Below are 16,436 nucleotides of genomic sequence, written 5' to 3' on the forward strand. Positions count from 1 at the left end.
TGCTCCTCCGGTCAGCGGCCCAGGACGTCCGCGCGGGCGCTCTCCGCGATGGCCAGCACCTTCGCCACCAGCGGCGCGGCCACGCCCAGCTCCTCCAGCGTCGCCTTCAGGTGGCCCGCCACCGCGTCGAAGTGCGAGTCGTTCAGCCCCCGCTTCACCAGGGGCGCGTGGCCCGCGCGCATGTCCCTGCCCGAGTAGTGGACCGGCCCGCCCGTCACCATCGTCAGGAACGCCTTCTGCTTGGCGGCCTGGCGCTCCATGTCCACGTCCTCGAAGAAGTGGCTGATGTGCTCGTCCGCCAGCACCTTCCGGTAGAAGACCTCCACCGCCGCCGCCATCGCCGGCTCTCCCCCCAGCTGCTCGTAGACACTCTTCTCCGCCGCAACGCTCATGGTGTCGCTCCTCTCGCCCGGCATGGGCGTTAAGATGCATCCTAAATGCACCTTAAAGCCCGCACCGTCAAATGGAAGCATCACTGTCAGTGGAGCTACTGCGACCGAGGACCGCCGCTGACGGGGGCCTGCTCCGGAGGCGCCACCCCAGCGGGGCACCGTCACGGAAGACAGCAGCGGACACCGGCTCCGCGCGAGGGGAGCCCGGGTGTCACGCCAGAGCCGCCAGGAGCGCGGGGCGCTCCTGGACGGTGAACCGCGGGAGCAGCCTACGCGCGCGCGGTGTTGGCGGCGCCGATACGGGCGGCCTCACGGCGCACCGTGGCCTGCTCCAGCTCGAAGCGCGCGTCCTCGGAGGACATGCCCTTCATGCGCTCCTGCGCCTCGGTCATGCGGCGGCGGGCGCCGTCCACGTCGATGCCCGTGACGGGCTCGGCCGCGTCGGCGAGCACCAGCACCTTGTCGTTGCCCACCTCCACGAAGCCGCCCGCGACGAAGTAGGACTCGCGCCGGCCACCCTCAATCAGCGTCAGCGCGCCCGGCTCCATCAGCGACAGGAACGGGGTGTGCCCCGGGCGCACGCCGAACAGGCCCCGGCCGCCAGGAACAATCGCCTCGTCGGCCTGCACCGACAGGATGCGCTTCTCGGGGGTGACAATCTCCACAGTCAGCTTGGCCATGAGGCTCCTCGCACAACCGAATCAGAACGTGAGCTGGCGGGTGGTTCCACCCACCGGCTCCAACTCCACCACCCCGGCGTCCGTCAGCCGGGGCCCCTTGCCGGGGATGCCGAGCGTGCCCTCCAGCCACTTGAAGTGGTGGGTGAGCTGGCGCACCTCGGAGAGCTGCCGCGTCGTGAGCCACTCGGTCAGCCGCTTCTCCTGAAGCCGCTGGCCATCCCGCCCGTACTGCGCCGCCACCACCACGCGCGCCCAGGCGGGAGGCCCCTTGGGCTTCTTCGCCTTCGACTTCTTCTTCGGCCGCGGCGCCGCCACGGCCTTGCCCTTCTCCACCAGCGGCCACACCACCCAGACGCGCTCGCCGTCGTTGGAGACGAAGTAGAGGTCGTCCACCGTGCCCAGACACTCGTTCAGCGTCCAGACGGGGCCGCTCTCCTGCGTCACCTCCAGCCGGCACTGGTCCTGCGCCGCCTCCACCATGCGGACGCTGTAGAGCCCGTTGGCGCTCACCCGGGCCCGTCCCCTGCGCTCCTCCGCCAGGGCGGAGGAGGACAGGCACATCAGGACCAGGGCGAGCGCTGCACTGCGCATGGTGACCTCAGCGGGAGGAGAAGCGTCCAGCTTAGCTCACACCATCTTCCGGGCGTTCTCGACCACCTCGTCGATGCTGCCCGTCATGTAGAAGGCGCCCTCGGGAATTTCGTCGTGCTTGCCCTCGGCGATCTCCTTGAAGCCCTGGATGGTGTCCTGGAGCTTCACGTAGCGGCCGTCCTTGCCCGTGAAGACCTTGGCCACGAAGAAGGGCTGCGACAGGAACTTCTGGATCTTCCGGGCGCGGGCCACCACCTGCTTGTCGTCCTCGGAGAGCTCGTCCATGCCGAGGATGGCGATGATGTCCTGCAGCTCCTTGTACCGCTGGAGGATGCCCTGGACCTTGCGGGCCACGCCGTAGTGCTCCGCGCCGATGACGGCCGGGTCCAGGATGCGGCTGGTGGAGTCCAGCGGGTCCACGGCGGGGAAGATGGCCAGCTCGGCGATGGAGCGGTTGAGCACCGTCGTCGCGTCGAGGTGGGCGAAGGCCGTCGCGGGCGCCGGGTCCGTGAGGTCGTCGGCGGGGACGTAGATGGCCTGCACGGAGGTGATGGAGCCCTTCGTGGTGGAGGTGATGCGCTCCTGCAGACTGCCCATCTCCGTGGCCAGCGTGGGCTGGTAACCCACGGCGCTGGGGATGCGGCCCAGGAGGGCGGACACTTCCGAGCCGGCCTGGGTGAAGCGGAAGATGTTGTCCACGAAGAGGAGCACGTCGCGGCCCTCCACGTCGCGGAAGTACTCGGCCATGGTCAGCGCGGACAGGGCCACGCGGGCGCGGGCGCCGGGCGGCTCGTTCATCTGGCCGTACACCAGCACGGCCTGGCTGGCCTCCAGGTTGTCCGTCTGGATGACCTTCGTGTCCTGCATCTCGTGGTAGAGGTCGTTGCCCTCGCGGGTGCGCTCACCGACGCCGGCGAACACCGAGAAGCCGCCGCGCTCCACGGCCACGTTGCGGATGAGCTCCTGCAGGAGCACCGTCTTGCCCACGCCGGCGCCGCCGAAGAGGCCAATCTTGCCGCCGCGGGTGTACGGGGCGAGCAGGTCGATGACCTTGATGCCCGTCTCGAACATCTGCACGCGCACGTCCTGCTCCGTGAAGGGCGGAGGCGCGCGGTGGATGGACCAGTACTCCTGCGCCTTCACGGGGCCCATCTCGTCCACCGGGTCGCCGGTGACGTTCAGGATGCGGCCCAGGGTGGCCTTGCCCACCGGCACCTGGATGGGGGCGCCCGTGTTCCTCACGGCCACGCCGCGCGCCAGGCCCTCCGTGGAGTCCATGGCGATGGTGCGGACGGTGTTCTCGCCCAGGTGCTGCGCGACCTCAAGGGTGAGGTTGTCCGCGTCGGCGCTCAGGTTCGCGTTGGTGACCTTGAGGGCCGTGTAGACCTCGGGGAGACCGCCGGGCGGGAACTCGACGTCGACCACGGGGCCGAGGACCTGGATGATTCTGCCTGCCGTCGGAACTTGAGCGCTCATGGAATCGTCTGCCTCGCACGGGGAGCGGACGGGCGCCGCCACCCTTGAAATTTCGGCCCGGCTGTGAGGGCGGGCCCCCTTTACCGGGGCCCCCCCCGGGGGTCAAGCCTCCCGGGCACCTGACTGGTAAGTCCCGCTTAGCGCATGCCACAGGCCGCGCGCCACCCCTTACCGCCCATCCGGCTGGTACACCAGGGGCAGCCCGCTGTTCGGGCTACCGACCAGGACGACCTTGGCGTTCTGGCTCTGGGCAATCCGCTCCGTGGCCTCGATGCCCTTGAAGCGCAGGTACTCCTCGGTGAGCCCCTTGCGGACGATGTCCTGGTACCGGGCGATGCCCTCCGCTTCGATCTGCTTGCGCTCCGCCTCCTGGCGCTCCTTGTCCAGGGTGAAGCGCATCTTCTGGCTGCGCTGCTCCTCCGCCAGCTTGTCGGCGATGGCGTCGCGGATGGCCGAGGGCAGCGTCACGTCCCGCACCAGGATGGCCTCCACCACCACGTGCTTGCCTTCGAGCGAGCGCATCACCTCCTCGAAAATCTCCTGCTCAATCTGCTCGCGCTTCGAGGAGTAGATCTCCTCCGGCGCGTAGCGGCCGAACACCTTGCGCGCCTCCGAGCGGACCACCGGGGCGATCAGGATGTCGGCGTACTTGGGCCCCGTCTGGGTGTGCAGCTCGAAGAGCTTCGCGGGGTCCACCCGGTAGCGCACGCTGGCGTCCACCTTGAGGTCCAGGCCGTTGTTGGACAGGACGCTCAGCCCGTCCTTCATCTCCTGCACGCGCAAGTCGTAGACGATGAGCGACTTGCCCGGCCGCAGGAGGTGGAACCCTTCGCCATACGGCTCACGCTGCGTGCCGCTGCCGAACGAGTCGAAGCCGATGCCTCCATACCCGCTGGAGACGGTTTCAAAGCCACACCCCGTGACGCAGCACACCAGCCCCAGGAACAACCACAGCCGCTGCCTCATGTACCCCCTCCTCGAGCGCGGACTCGCGCGCTCGGCCAGGGCCTTAAACACGAAGGGCCCACCCCGATAGACGGGGCGGGCCCAGGAGACGGGGGCGCGGCGGCGCGAAGGTTCTACTTCAGGGCCTCGGCGCCGGAGACGATCTCCATCAGCTCCTTGGTGATGACCGCCTGACGCGTGCGGTTGTAGGTGAGCGTCAGGCTGCCAATCATGTCGGTCGCGTTGGAGGTGGCGTTCTCCATGGCGCTCATGCGGGCGCCATGCTCACTGGCCACGCTCTCCAGCAGGGCGCGGTAGAGCTTGATGTTGACGGCCTGGGGCACCAGGCGGTCCAGCACGGCCTGGCGGTCCGGCTCGTACTTGAAGTCCACCAGCGCGGTGGAGCCCTCCGTCGGGGCCTGGCCCGGCGTGCCCAGCGTCTGCAGCGGCAGCAACTGAGCGACCTTCACCGTCTGGGCGATGGCGGAGACGAACTCGTTGTAGACGATGTGGACCGCGTCCACCTCGCCGTTGATGTAGCTGGCCACCAGCTCCTCGGCCACATCCGCGGCGGCGCGGTAGTTCAGGCGCTGGTACAGGCCGCCGAAGTCCTTGCGGATGTTCTGGCCGCGGTTGCGGAAGAAGTCGTTGCCCTTCCGACCCACGGTGGAGAGGCGGATGCTCTCCAGGTTCGTGTTCTCGTAGAGGAACCGGTTGGCGCGGCGGATGACGTTGGAGTTGAAGCCGCCGGCGAGGCCACGGTCCGACGTGAGGAGCACCAGCTCCACGCGCTTCACCGGGCGGGCCGTGAGCAGCGGGTGGCTGAGGCTCTCGGCCCCGGCGCGGGCGGACAGGTCCGCGATGATCTGGTCCAGCATCGTCGCGTAGGGACGCGCCGCCAGGATGCCGTCCTGCGCCTTGCGGAGCTTCGCGGCGGAGACCATCTTCATCGCCTTGGTGATTTGACGCGTGTTCTTCACCGAGCGGATGCGCTTGCGAATGTCGCGAAGGGACGCCATGGACCGGGGAGCTCCTGTGGGGCGTTCGACCCGCTTTGTCCAGAAGGAAGGCGGGGCAGGGTAAGACGGGGCCCCCTATATAGGCGGGGCGGGAGCCGGTCAACGGATGCCTGCCGCCGCCGGGCAGACGATCGCCCGCCCCACCGGACACGGCAGGCGGCCGAGCCTCCCTGACAGCCCCTCCCCGCAGTCGTACACGGACTTACCTTGCGGGCATGGTGGCTCAAACGTCATCCGGTCCGCTGCTCATCGTCGAAGACGACGTCGACATCTGTGAGGCCCTGCAGGACTACCTGGAGATGCACGGCCACACGGTGCGGGTGGCGCGCAACGGCCGGGAGGCCCTGGAGCAGCTGGCCCAACCTCCCCGCCCCGCCCTCATGGTGCTGGACATGGCCCTGCCCATCTTGGACGGCCACCGGGTGTTGACGACCCGCAAGGCGAGTGAAGCACTGGCCCAGGTGCCGGTCATCATCCTGTCCGCGGGCATGGCGGCGATGAATCCGCGCGACCGGGCCGTCTACGCGTCCACGTACAACGTGGCGGCATTCCTGAAGAAACCCGTGGAGCCCCGGCAGTTGCTGGAGGCCATCGAGCGGTACGCGCCCAAGCCGGCAGGTGCCCAGGCGGGCATGTCCCCCTGAGACAAGGGCGTCGCTCTGGGCTTTCCGGTGAAGGGCGCCCGGAACACAATGGCCCCTCTACCGGTGTTCGTGGGGTCCATGAAGCCAGGCGGTGCGAGACGGGTGTGGTTGCGTAGAGGCCTCGCGGTCCTGGCCGCGGGTGGGCTGGGGCTGCTCGCCCTCTCCCATCTCGTCCGGGTCAGCTACGAGGACCGCATCGTCCCCCTGGAGCAGGCGCCCCAGGCCCCCGTGGCGCTGGTGTTCGGAGCGGGCCTGGCGCGGGGCGCGGTGCCCTCTCCCGTGCTCGCCCAGCGGCTGGATGCGGCCGTCGCGCTGTGGCAGCAGGGCAAGGTGCGGACGGTGCTCGTCAGCGGGGACCAGACGAAGCCCTTCCACCATGAGACGCGCGCCATGCGGCGCTACCTGGTGGAGCACGGCGTCCCCGAGAGCGCGGTCCAGGGCGACGAAGCGGGGCTGTCCACCTATGACAGCTGCCTGCGGGCCGCCACGGTGTTCGGCGCGAAGCGAGCGGTGCTCGTCACCCAGCGCTTCCACCTGACGCGGGCGCTGTTCATCGCCAACTCGGTGGGCATCGACGCGTGGGGCGTGGCCGCGGACGAAGGACGGTCGACGCCGTGGCGCTACCAGGTGCGTGAGACACTGTCGCGCGTGCTGGCCCTGGCCATGGTGATGCTGGAGGTGGAGCCCGCCTACCCCTCCGGCCGCACCGTGCTCCCGGAGCGCTGAGGCACGGGCAGGCATGGCAGGCGGGCGGGCGGCGAGAATTGCCGCGGCCCCCGCGGGTTCTCATTCTTGAGACGAGGGCAGCCGACTCACCGCGCTTTCCGAGGAGAGGCCATGCGATTCAAGAAGCTGGGGTCAGACGACGTGGGCGAGTCCACCTCTCGGCGTCACATGAACCCGGACACCGGTGAGGATGAAATCAACATCTCCGACCAGGACCTGGCGGCGACCCCACCGCTGGAGGAGGAGCCGGAGTTCCGCGACATCCTCCCGGACGAGATTCATGAGTTCCGCCGGGGTGACGAGGAGGAGGAGCCGCTGGAGCTGACGGCGCAGCCGGGCTACCGCATCCGCCCCATCGACTTCGACAAGCTGCCGCAGGGATAAGACGTGCGGTGAGGCGACGTCGAGGCAAGGCGCTCAAGCGCGCCTTGCCTCCGAGCCCGTGACTACCGGCCGCGAGCGGACTTCTTCGCCGCTTGCTTCCTGGCTGAGCCCTTCTTCGAGGCGGGGGGCTTCTTCGAGGCGGGGGGCTTCTTCGCCCCGGCCCTCTGAGCAGCGGCCTTCTTCACGGAGGACTTCTTGGCCGCGCTCTTGTGAGCAGCCGCCTTCTTGGCCGCGCCCTTCTGAGCAGCCGCCTTCTTGGCTGCGCCCGTCGGGGCACCGACCCGCTTCGCACCGCCCTTTTGAGCGGGGCCCTTCTTCGCCGCGCCCTTCTGGACAGGGGCCTTTGCGGTGACGGCCTTCTTCGCCGCGCCCTTCTGCACAGCGGTCTTCTTCGCGGCCTTCGAGGTAGCGGTCTTCTTCGCTGCGACCTTCTGGGCAGGGACCTTCGAGGTAGCGGACTTCTTCGCCGCGCCCTTCTGCACAGGGGCCTTCGTCGCCGACTTCGAGGTGGCCGGCTTCTTCGTTGCGGCCTGCTGGGCTGCCTTCGCCGTACCGGACTTCTTCGTCGCGACCTTCTTGGGCGCAGCCTCCGGTCCCGCAGCGGCCTCACCCGTTCCAGCAGGGAGGTCCGCCGAGGCCACTCCCGTCGCGGCCTTCTTCGAGGGGCGCGTCTTCGCGGAAGCCGGCTCCCCGGCGGCCTTCTTCACCCCCTGCACCTTGCTCGACGCGCTCTTCGGGAACAGCACGCCAGCTCCACCGATGGCGAGCGGTATCTGCTGGGCCTGCGCGCGCGCCTTTCTCGGGCCGGCTCCGTCCTCGTGCCGGGAAGATGAGCGGACGTCGTCGTACTCGTACGCGAGTTCGCGAACCTCCGTCTCTTCCGCCTCGGCGGCCTCTTCATCGGCCAGCTCCGCCTTCTCGAGCTGCTCCGCCTCGTCGACCGCTTCAGCCTCAGCCGCCGCACCGGGGGGGGCCTCGCCGGCCTCCGCCGCTTCCTCCTCCTCGTCGACCTGGACGCCGGACAGCGCTCCCTGGAGGACGGCATTCATCGCCCGGGCAAAGGTGCGCTCACCGAAGCTCTCCACCTCCGCGGGGGGCACGAGCACGTCGAGCATGTCCTTCAGCGAGCGGTACAGCCGCATCTGCCGCTTCTCGCCCTCCCAGGTGCCATAGAGCCAGTCGTCGCCCTCCAGTGCCTCGACCCAGGCCGGCAACGGACCGCCACCGTCGCCCTGCTCCACCATGGCCGACTTGCGCGAGGCGAAGAGGTGCCGGTGCTGCCCCTTCAAGCCGATGCGCCACAGCCCCGCCGCGGGAAGCCCTTCCAGCTTGAGGCGGGTCTTCTCCATGACGCTCGGGTCTGCCTCCGCGCCGTGCAGCCGGAAGAGGAGCACCTCACCGTTGAGCTCGCCTCCATTGAACGCCTGATACAGGTCGGTGAGCTCGTCGGGGAATGGAACGCCGCACTCCGTTTCGGCCCGGCGAATCTCCTCCGGAGAGACGCCAGCTGACGATGCCTTTACCGACTTGCGAAGTGCCTCCAACCACTCGTGCATGACCCCTCCACGACATCCAGTCGCACAACCTTACGGCGGCTGAGCGCTCCTGCGCAGTGCGGGCTTTGGCTTTTGATGACACCGCGCCAGAGCTGATCCAGTTCGCTCCGGCTGACATGGCGGCCACCACCGCGCGCAGGCATACCTTGAAAACCCGCCCCCACGGTCCAACCCATCCCCTCCTCCGGAAAAACAGGGCGCACGCGCGAAGGTGATGCCCCTGGAGCCTGCTCCAGCCGCCCGCGCTTCGGGACGGTCCAGGCGTTCCGCTGATCCATCCTCCGCCGAGGAGAGCGTCCCATCGCGGCAACAACCCACTCGCCTGGCCGCCCAGGGCCCGGCCAGAGCGCGCAATGGGGTGCGTCGCCCGGCCACGCGAGCGGAATTTCCGACCGTGCTTAGCCTCCGCCAGACCGTGCCGGGAGCACCGCGCTGGCGGCTCCCGAGACGTAGCAGGCTGGGAGGACGACGAATGGGACGCGGAGCGGGATGGTGGGTGGCATGTTGGGTCGGACTGGCCGCCTGTGGTCCAGGCGGTGGGCCACGACGGGAGACTCCGCTCCAGGATGGAGCCCCTTCGACACCTCGGGGCGCATATCCCCAGGTTCAGCAGGACGTCCCCACCTTCGCCCTGGACGTGGCGCCGGAAGACCTCGCGAAGCTGGAGGCGGACCCGTCGTCGGACGACACCGTGCCCTGCGCGGTGACCCTGGGAGGCGTGCGCGCGACGGGGCAGCTTCGCTTCCGAGGCGCCAGCACGCGGGAGCTGCCGCAGAAGAGCTACAAAATCGAACTGGACTCCGGTCAGGCGCTGGAGGACCGCGACCACTTCCATCTGCTCGCGAGCTGGTTCGACGGCGGGAAGCTGACGGAGAAGTTCGCGGTGGACCTGTACACCGCGATGGGGCTGCCCGTGCCCAGCGCGCGCTACGCCCGCGTGAGCGTGAATGGCGAACACCAGGGGCTCTACCTGGACATGGAGCACGTCGGAAAGGACTGGCTGAGGCACCACGGACACGAACGGGGCGCGGCCATCTATCGCTGTGGCCATCGCAACTGTGAGCTGACGCTGGAGCCCGGCCCCCACCAGGGCGACTTCGAGAAGCGCATCCCCAACGACGCACCGGACCGCGAGGCGCTCGACACGCTCCTGGCATGGGTGAACCGGGGTGACGACGCCACCTTCGACGCCATGCTGGAGCGGCATGTGGATGTGGAGGCGTACCTCGGCAACCTGGTGGCGGATGCGCTCATCTCCAACAGCCTCGTCGAAGACTCGGGCAGCTTCTGGATTCACGAGCCCCAGACGGACCGGTGGACGTACGTGCCGTGGGACTTGAACAACGCACGGATGCTCTACTGGCGCACGAAGAACGCCGAGACGCCGCTCCCCGTCGACGCCTCGCCGCAAGCCTTCACGCTGTATGACGCCGCGGTGCAGGACGTGTTCGACCAGCGGGTGCGGACCCGGCCGGAACAGCGGCCCACCTGGAGCGTGCTGGCCACGCGCGTGTGGGACCGTCCCGCGCTCCGAGCACGCGTGCTGGAGAAACTGGAGGCCGCGCTCGCGGGCCCCTTCTCCGAGGAGCAGGCCCTGGCGCACCTCGATGCGCTGTGGAAGGTCGTGGAGCCCGAGCTGCGCGAAGACCCGTCCGTCTCCGGAGCACACGCGCGTCGCGCACGGGAGGTCCTCCGAGACTACGTGCGTGGACGGCGCGCGTGGTTGCTCGAAACCCTGAGCGCCCTGCGCGCACACGGAGCAGGCCCGCTGGTCATCCGCGCGGTCGCCTCGGGGAGCGCGGGCTTCGTGGAGCTCCACAACCGCGGCACCGCCCCACTGCGCTTGGAGGCATACGAGGTCACCTCGGACTTGCGCGCACCGGTGCGCTACCGACTTCCAGCCGGCGTCCTGGAGCCCGCCGCGGCCCTCCGGTTGGAGGCGAGCGGCGACGTGGCCCGAGGACCGCGGCACCTCCCGTTCATCCTGCCTTCGGAGGGGGGCGAGGTGGGGGTGTTCAACGCAACGAGCGGGGCGCGTCCGCTGCTCCACAGCCCCGAGGATGCCGTCTGGTACGGCCCACTGCCCGCTGGCACGGTGTACGAGCGCCGGGGCGGCGGCGCCGGCGAGGACTTCGAGCCGCGAGCCCCGTGAGCGGATTGAACACGACGCTCGAGCCCGTTAGGCAGGAGGCCATGGCACATCCCGTGAGCTACGAGGGGACGGCGGAGAACTTCGACCAGCTGGTCCTGGAACCCAAGGGCGAGCTGGTCGTCGTGGACTTCTGGGGTGACGGCTGCCCGAACTGCGACATCTACGCGGCGGCCGAGCCCGCGCTGCTGGCGGAGCTGGATGGCGCACCCATGCGCGTCGTCAAGGTGAACGCGTACCAGTACGAGGACCTGGCCAGGCGCTTCGGACTCTTCGGCATCCCCACGTTCCTGCTGTTCCGTGAGGGCAAGCTCATCGGGAAGATGAGCCAGTACTACGGCAAGGAGTACTGGCTCGGCGTGGTGCGGGACCACCTGCCCAGGGCCTGAGGGAGCCCGCCTACACCTGCACGGCCCCGTCCTTGCGCAGCACATTGAACAGCTTGTCCCGGTCCAGCTCCGACCTGGCGAAGGCCTTGGCGACAAAGAGCTTCTTGAGCGCCGCGTCCGAGGCGTCGAACTCGCCGTTCTCGTAGTGGTGCTTCGCCTTCACCTTGGCCTGGATGTCGTGGTCGTCCGCGATGACCACGTCCGCCTTCAGCACGCCGCCGACCCGGAGCGAGGCGTCGTTGCCGTGGCCCCACACCACCCGCGCCTCCAGGTCCTTGCCCACGACGACCTCGCCGTCCGTGTCCACACCGGTGGCGCGCAGCGTGCCGCCCACCACGAGCATCCCTTCCATCCCCGCGTTGCGCACCACGCCTTCCACCGTGAGGTCTCCCGTCACGAGCAGCGGCCCATCGACGTGCACGTCGCCCTTCACCACGAGGTCCCCTCGCACGAAGCGCGGCAGCTTGGACAGGCGAGGCGTCTTCTCCTCGGCCGGAAGCACGTCCCGCGCGAGCTGCACCACCGCCATGGCCGTCCACGGGAGCCCGCCCTGGAGCGAGGCCGCGAGCTGGTCCCAGGACGTGGCACCTTGCAGCGCGAGCCCCTGCAGGACCTGGTCGACGCCGTCCACGTCCTTGTCCTCGAAGTACCAGGCCTTGAGCAGCGCCTTGCGCTGACGCTTCAGCGCCTCCAGCAGCGGCTGCACGTCCAACGCGCCGGCCTTGCCCGGGGAAGCCTTGGCCCCCATGAGCTGGGCGAGGGACGCGTTCTGGTGCTCCAGCGCCTCCTGCACGGGCGTCTGGCCGCTGCCATTCTTCAGCGAGACCTCCGCCCCCGCCTTGAGCAGGACCTCGATGACGGGGCCTCGCTCCTTGAAGCGTGCGTGCTGATGCAGCGGCGTCCAGCCCTTGCCCGCGTTGGGGTTCGCTCCCGCCTCGATGAGCGCCTGAGCCACGTCGGCCTGACGCGCTTCGAAGAGCGCCGTCCGCCCTGACGCATCGAGCGCATCCACGGGCACGCCCCCCTTCGCCAGCGGGGCGATGCAGGACACGCCGCCATACTCGGCCGCGACGTGCAGCGGCGTGGACTTCTTCGAATCGACGACATCGGCGGCGACGCCCAGGCGGAGCAGCTCCTTCACCAGCGCCGCGTCATCCACCATCGCGGCCAGGTGGAGCACGCTGTGCTTGCTGGAGTCCTTCACCTCCACGTCCGCCCCCAGCGCGACCAGGGCCAGCACCCGGCCCGTGCGGCTGTTTCCTTCGAAGCCGGGACCGAAGAACGGCTTCGCGTCCAACCCCGCCGCGAGCAGGAGCCCGGCATCCAGGTCCTTGGCCTGCTTTCCCTTGGGGCGCGCCGCGGGCTTCTGCTTCCGCAGCCACGCGTGGAAGCCCTCATCGGAGAATGCGCCCTCCAGGCCCTGGAAGTTGAGCGGGTCGTCGTCCCCCGTCACGCCCTGGGCGCACATGCCGGGGACCTCCTCCACCTTGGCGAGCAGCTCGCGGTAGCCCTGCTCCTTCTTGCCTTGCGTCAGCGCACGCCAGGCTTCAAGTCCACGACGGCCACGTTGATGGTCCGGGAGTGGCCGCATGCTGTCGGCCTCATCCAGCGCGGCCTCCACCTCGTCGAGCTGCGCCACGGTCGGCTTGCGCCGCACCAGGTCCTCCGCCCACTGACTCAGGGCCAGCGAGCGCGCGCGATGCGCGAGCGTCAGCGCGCCGCCGGGCTTCGTGCCTCGCGTCAGCTCGAGGATGCGGTCGCGAAGCCGCCAGTGCTCGGCCTTCAGCTCCCGCTCCCAGCGGTGCGGCTCCAGGCGGCGCGTCGGGTCCAGACACCAGCTCAGGGAGTGGAGTCCCAGCAGATGCCCGGGCTCCGTCGCCACGACTTCGCGCAGCAACGGAATCGCCCGGTCCAGCTGCGGCGGCACCTCGTCCAGCAGCGTGTCCGCCTTCTTCATCAACGCAGCGACATCAACCTTCTTCGGAGCCTGAGCACGCGACATGGCGAGAGAACCTGCCATGGGTCAGTGACATGCGCGCGCGAAATTCACGGGCCGCGGGGACATTCACGGTCCGAGAATTCTCACGCGCCAAGCCGTGGCATGACCGCTGCCTGCTCAGTCCCGATACCCGCGCGCCTGCAGCCGGAACAAGTGCGCGTAGCGGCCGTCCTTCGCCATCAGCTCGTCGTGGCTTCCCAGCTCGTCCACCTGCCCGTTGTGGAGCACGGCAATCTGGTCCGCCATGCGCACCGTGGAGAAGCGGTGCGAAATCACAATCGCGATGCGGTCCGCCGCCAGCGCCTGGAAGCGCTCGAACAGCGCGTGCTCCGCCTCCGCGTCGATGCTGGCCGTGGGCTCGTCCAGAATCAGCACCTCCGCGTCGTCGCGCATGAAGGCCCGCGCCACCGCCAGCTTCTGCCACTGCCCCGCCGACAGCTCCTGTCCCTTCTCGAACCAGCCGCCCAGCATCGTGTCGAACTGCTGCGGCAGCGCCGTAATCACCCCGCTGGCCCCGCCCTCCTCGGCCGCCTTCTCGATGCGGCTCCGGTCCTCCAGCGCCGGCACATGCCCCAGGCCAATGTTCTCCGCCACGTTGAACTGGTAGCGCACGAAGTCCTGGAACACCGCCCCGAAGCGGCTGCGCAGGTCCTCCACGTCCATGTCCTTCAGGTTGACGCCGCCATAGAAGATGTCGCCATCCACCGGCTCGTACAGGCGCAGGAGCAACTTCACCAACGTGCTCTTCCCCGCCCCGTTCTCTCCCACCAGCGCCAGCTTCTGTCCCGGCTTCAGCGTCAGCGACACGTTCCTCAGCGCCCACGCCTCCTTCCCCGGATAGCGGAAGGACACGTCACGCAACTCGATGGCACTGTCCTGTCCTCGCGGCGGCGACAGGGGCGGCAGCACCCGCGTCGCCTCGCCGCCCGTGGGGATGTCCAGGTACGCGAACAGGTTGCTCATGAAGAGCGCGTCCTCGTACATCGAGCCCACGCTGGTCAGGATGCCCTGGAACGCCGCCTGCCCCTGACGGAACACGCTCAGGTACAGCACCATGTCGCCCACGCTGATGCTCCCGCTCGCCGCGCGGCCCGCCACCAACAGGTAGCAGCCATAGAAGGCCCCCAGTGAGAACACGCCCAGCCCCAGGCCCCAGGCCATCCGCCGGAAGGCCAGCGCCCGGTCCTCCGCGAAGAACTTCTGGAAGAGCGTGCGGTAGCGCCCCAGCACCAGCGGCCCCAACCCGAAGAGCTTCACCTCCTTCACGTGGCTGTCCCGCGTGAGAATCCACTCCAGGTAGTTCAGCTTGCGTCCCTCGGGCGCGCGCCACGAATAGAGCCGGAAGCCCGCCATGGCCAGCCGCGCCTCGGCGATGAAGGCCGGCACCGACGCGGCCACCAGCACCACCACGCTCCACGGCGACAGCGCCACCAACAACGCGGCGAAGGTGCCCAGGGTGATGGCGTTGCGGACAATGGAGAACGCCTGCGTCACCAGCGACAGCGGCCGGCTGTTCGCCTCGCGCCGCGCGTTCTGCATCTTGTCGTAGGTGGCCGAGTCCTCGAAGTGCTGCAGCTCCAACGCCAGCGCCTTCTGGAGGATGCGCTCGTTGAGCAGGTTCCCCAGGTTGGCGCGAAGCAGCTCGCGCGTCAGCGTCAGCCCACGCTCCACCACCGCCGAGCCCAACATCAACCCGAACTCCAACCCCACCAGCCCGTACACCCGCGAGCGGGCCTCCACCGAGCCCTGCGCCGCCGCCACCACCGAGTCCACGATGAGCTTGCCCACCCAGGCGATGGCCGCCGGCAGCAGCGCCGCCACCAGCGTCAACGCGCCCAGCACCACCGCGCCGCGCGGGCTGGCCTGCCAGAAGAGCCGGAAGGTCCCCGGCAGCTGCTTGAAGAGACTGCCCGCGTTCTGGAAGCGGGCCTTGAGCGACACCGGGGCGGCAGGGGCTGTTGTAGGACGAGGAGACACGGTCCGCGTTCATAACGCGGAGCGCGCCCGCCTGCTTCAGGATGCGGACGGAAGGTGACGCGACACCAACACGTCGCAGCTCGCGCGCGCCAGCACCTGCTCCGTCAGCGGCGTACGCGCCTCCTGGGCGGACATGGCCAGCGCCAGCAGGTCCGAGCCCCGCTCCAGCGCCTCCGCCAGGATGCCCTCCTCGGCCGGCTCACCGCAGCGCACCCGCACCTCCAGCTCGCGGCCCGCCTCCCGGTAGGGCGCGAGGAAGCGGCCAAGCGCCACTCGCGCCTGATGCTCCCGCTCCTGCCGCAGCAGCAGCCACCGCTCGGCCGGCGCGTGGGCGCGGCGCAGCTCCGCCTCCTGCGCTTCCGTGTCCACCACGTGCAGCACGTCCACCAGCGCGGGCGCCGGGCACAGGCGCAAGGTCAGCTCCAGCGCCCTGCGCGACTCGCGCGAGAAGTCCACCGCCACCAGCGGCCTGCCGTAGGGCCGGCCCGGGTGCGGCACCACCACCAGCACGGAGACGCCCAGCCAGCGCACCATGTGCCGCACCGTCGAATCCTCGGCCAGCGCACGCGCCGGGTACGTCACGTGCGGACGCCCCAGCACCACCAGCTCCGCGCCCGACGTCCGCGCCACCTCGGACGCCACCTCTACCGGGGCTCCCCGCCCCAGCTCCTCGCGCACGTCGATGTCCACGCGGTTGCGCAGCCGCCTGCACACGGCGGTCACCGCCTTGCGCAGGCAGCGCTCCCCCGACAGCGTCCCACCGGGCCCCTGCTGCCCGTCCAGGGCGGGGGCCACGTGCAGCACGCAGAAGACGCTCCCGTGCGCCAGCGGGAGGCGCAGCGCGCGCGCCAGCGCGAACTCGGAGCGCAGCGAGAAATCCGTCCCCACCACCAGGCGCGACACGCCCCGCTGCCCTCGGGCGAGCCCTGGAGGGAGCAGCGGCACTGCTGTCCTCGAAAGCTGTGACGACCTCATCTCCATCCCTCCTTCCCTTCCACCCGAAGACTCACCTTCACACCCTGAAGATTCAGGCGCCGCGCGCCAGGCGCCACCGGGCTCGGCGTGTCGCAAAGTCCGCGACCGGGCAAGCCTCCGGAACAGGTCCACTCCGCCCAGGCGGCTCCCTGAAAAATCTCCAGCAACCCGGGGGCCGTACCCGCCGAGAAGAAGGGAGGGCAGGCGTCCTCCACGAGGCTTGGCCTGCTTGGCACGTCCGAAGCCCGACAGAAGGTCCAAGCGGAGCACGGCCGCTGCTTTGCAGAAGGGTCCGGGCGGGCAGCGCCGGGCGGGGTCGGTGGCGGGCGGAACGCTGAAGAAGGGGGAAGTGCCAATGCGCGGGGTCATCACCGGACGAGAGGTGGTCGCCAACCTGGGGCTCATCTACCGGGAGTTCGGGACGGGCTGCGTGCTGCGCTGCCTGTGGGTCATGCTGAGCGGGAAGACGACGACGTTCCTCGAGGTCGCGTGCCCGCCGGTGGCGAAGCGGTAGCAACGGCACGGGCCGCGGAG

General features: G+C 69.5%; 16 protein-coding genes. 6 read left to right on the forward strand and 10 right to left on the reverse strand.

The annotated features are described in order from the left end of the window. Positions 1–11: 11 nt before the first annotated feature. From HV824_RS03825 to atpG, 6 genes are all read right to left on the reverse strand, one after another. The gene (locus tag HV824_RS03825) at positions 12–392 is read right to left on the reverse strand and encodes a group 1 truncated hemoglobin (protein WP_176415878.1); all 381 of its coding nucleotides are present in this window, start codon (positions 390–392) and stop codon (positions 12–14) included. A gap of 269 nt (positions 393–661) precedes the next feature. Next, a complete protein-coding gene (locus tag HV824_RS03830) occupies positions 662–1,072 on the reverse strand; it encodes a F0F1 ATP synthase subunit epsilon (RefSeq protein ID WP_176415879.1) in 411 nt (136 codons plus the stop codon). Between the two features lie 21 nt (positions 1,073–1,093). Further along, entirely contained in the window at positions 1,094–1,663 is a 570-nt protein-coding gene (locus HV824_RS03835; RefSeq protein ID WP_176415880.1) for a hypothetical protein, read from the reverse strand. A 36-nt stretch (positions 1,664–1,699) separates the two neighbouring features. Further along, complete coding sequence (gene atpD, locus HV824_RS03840; RefSeq protein WP_176415881.1) at positions 1,700–3,139, reverse strand: F0F1 ATP synthase subunit beta; 1,440 nt, start codon at positions 3,137–3,139, stop codon at positions 1,700–1,702. 168 nt (positions 3,140–3,307) lie between these two features. After that, positions 3,308–4,105, reverse strand: coding sequence for a prohibitin family protein (locus HV824_RS03845; RefSeq protein WP_163779198.1), 798 nt, complete (start codon positions 4,103–4,105; stop codon positions 3,308–3,310). Positions 4,106–4,218: 113 nt separating this feature from the next. After that, entirely contained in the window at positions 4,219–5,103 is an 885-nt protein-coding gene (atpG, locus tag HV824_RS03850) for an ATP synthase F1 subunit gamma (RefSeq protein ID WP_176415883.1), read from the reverse strand. Between the two features lie 215 nt (positions 5,104–5,318). Between atpG and HV824_RS03855 the strand changes: the two genes are divergently transcribed. From HV824_RS03855 to HV824_RS03865, 3 genes are all read left to right on the forward strand, one after another. Next, a complete protein-coding gene (locus HV824_RS03855; protein WP_176415884.1) occupies positions 5,319–5,747 on the forward strand; it encodes a response regulator in 429 nt (142 codons plus the stop codon). A gap of 48 nt (positions 5,748–5,795) precedes the next feature. Next, positions 5,796–6,473, forward strand: a complete 678-nt coding sequence (locus HV824_RS03860; protein WP_176415885.1) for a vancomycin high temperature exclusion protein — start codon at positions 5,796–5,798, stop codon at positions 6,471–6,473. 111 nt (positions 6,474–6,584) lie between these two features. Next, positions 6,585–6,857 (forward strand): hypothetical protein, encoded by a 273-nt coding sequence (locus HV824_RS03865; RefSeq protein WP_176415886.1) that lies wholly within the window; start codon positions 6,585–6,587, stop codon positions 6,855–6,857. A 62-nt stretch (positions 6,858–6,919) separates the two neighbouring features. Here the strand turns inward: HV824_RS03865 and HV824_RS03870 are convergent, their stop codons facing one another. Then, a complete protein-coding gene (locus HV824_RS03870; protein ID WP_176422679.1) occupies positions 6,920–8,413 on the reverse strand; it encodes an SMI1/KNR4 family protein in 1,494 nt (497 codons plus the stop codon). Positions 8,414–9,050: 637 nt separating this feature from the next. On the opposite strand from HV824_RS03870, the gene HV824_RS03875 reads away from it, so the two are divergent. Both HV824_RS03875 and HV824_RS03880 read left to right on the forward strand, forming a co-directional pair. After that, a complete protein-coding gene (locus HV824_RS03875; protein ID WP_368738016.1) occupies positions 9,051–10,565 on the forward strand; it encodes a CotH kinase family protein in 1,515 nt (504 codons plus the stop codon). A gap of 41 nt (positions 10,566–10,606) precedes the next feature. Next, positions 10,607–10,951 carry a co-chaperone YbbN gene (locus tag HV824_RS03880; protein WP_176415889.1) on the forward strand — a complete coding sequence of 115 codons (345 nt, stop codon included), beginning with the start codon at positions 10,607–10,609 and terminating at the stop codon, positions 10,949–10,951. A gap of 10 nt (positions 10,952–10,961) precedes the next feature. On the opposite strand, the gene HV824_RS03885 is transcribed toward HV824_RS03880, so the two are convergent. The 3 genes from HV824_RS03885 to HV824_RS03895 all read right to left on the reverse strand — a co-directional run bounded on the left by HV824_RS03885 (position 10,962) and on the right by HV824_RS03895 (position 15,902). Next, the gene (locus HV824_RS03885; RefSeq protein WP_176415890.1) at positions 10,962–12,971 is read right to left on the reverse strand and encodes an ankyrin repeat domain-containing protein; all 2,010 of its coding nucleotides are present in this window, start codon (positions 12,969–12,971) and stop codon (positions 10,962–10,964) included. A 96-nt stretch (positions 12,972–13,067) separates the two neighbouring features. Beyond that, positions 13,068–14,891 (reverse strand): ABC transporter ATP-binding protein, encoded by a 1,824-nt coding sequence (locus HV824_RS03890; protein WP_176422687.1) that lies wholly within the window; start codon positions 14,889–14,891, stop codon positions 13,068–13,070. 72 nt (positions 14,892–14,963) lie between these two features. Further along, a complete protein-coding gene (locus HV824_RS03895; RefSeq protein ID WP_176415891.1) occupies positions 14,964–15,902 on the reverse strand; it encodes a universal stress protein in 939 nt (312 codons plus the stop codon). A gap of 349 nt (positions 15,903–16,251) precedes the next feature. Between HV824_RS03895 and HV824_RS03900 the strand changes: the two genes are divergently transcribed. Then, positions 16,252–16,416, forward strand: a complete 165-nt coding sequence (locus tag HV824_RS03900) for a hypothetical protein (protein ID WP_161604945.1) — start codon at positions 16,252–16,254, stop codon at positions 16,414–16,416. Positions 16,417–16,436: the final 20 nt, after the last annotated feature.

Source organism: Myxococcus sp. AM009 (assembly GCF_013372605.1).
Taxonomy (GTDB): Bacteria; Myxococcota; Myxococcia; order Myxococcales; family Myxococcaceae; genus Myxococcus; species Myxococcus vastator.

What these genes read in the sequence shown, in the direction of transcription:
- HV824_RS03825 (WP_176415878.1), bottom strand. Translation starts at nt 392, where the DNA reads ATGAGCGTTGCGGCGGAGAAGAGTGTCTACGAGCAGCTGGGGGGAGAG.
- HV824_RS03830 (WP_176415879.1), bottom strand. Translation starts at nt 1,072, where the DNA reads ATGGCCAAGCTGACTGTGGAGATTGTCACCCCCGAGAAGCGCATCCTG.
- HV824_RS03835 (WP_176415880.1), bottom strand. Translation starts at nt 1,663, where the DNA reads ATGCGCAGTGCAGCGCTCGCCCTGGTCCTGATGTGCCTGTCCTCCTCC.
- atpD (WP_176415881.1), bottom strand. Translation starts at nt 3,139, where the DNA reads ATGAGCGCTCAAGTTCCGACGGCAGGCAGAATCATCCAGGTCCTCGGC.
- HV824_RS03845 (WP_163779198.1), bottom strand. Translation starts at nt 4,105, where the DNA reads ATGAGGCAGCGGCTGTGGTTGTTCCTGGGGCTGGTGTGCTGCGTCACG.
- atpG (WP_176415883.1), bottom strand. Translation starts at nt 5,103, where the DNA reads ATGGCGTCCCTTCGCGACATTCGCAAGCGCATCCGCTCGGTGAAGAAC.
- HV824_RS03855 (WP_176415884.1), top strand. Translation starts at nt 5,319, where the DNA reads ATGGTGGCTCAAACGTCATCCGGTCCGCTGCTCATCGTCGAAGACGAC.
- HV824_RS03860 (WP_176415885.1), top strand. Translation starts at nt 5,796, where the DNA reads ATGGCCCCTCTACCGGTGTTCGTGGGGTCCATGAAGCCAGGCGGTGCG.
- HV824_RS03865 (WP_176415886.1), top strand. Translation starts at nt 6,585, where the DNA reads ATGCGATTCAAGAAGCTGGGGTCAGACGACGTGGGCGAGTCCACCTCT.
- HV824_RS03870 (WP_176422679.1), bottom strand. Translation starts at nt 8,413, where the DNA reads ATGCACGAGTGGTTGGAGGCACTTCGCAAGTCGGTAAAGGCATCGTCA.
- HV824_RS03880 (WP_176415889.1), top strand. Translation starts at nt 10,607, where the DNA reads ATGGCACATCCCGTGAGCTACGAGGGGACGGCGGAGAACTTCGACCAG.
- HV824_RS03885 (WP_176415890.1), bottom strand. Translation starts at nt 12,971, where the DNA reads ATGGCAGGTTCTCTCGCCATGTCGCGTGCTCAGGCTCCGAAGAAGGTT.
- HV824_RS03895 (WP_176415891.1), bottom strand. Translation starts at nt 15,902, where the DNA reads ATGAGGTCGTCACAGCTTTCGAGGACAGCAGTGCCGCTGCTCCCTCCA.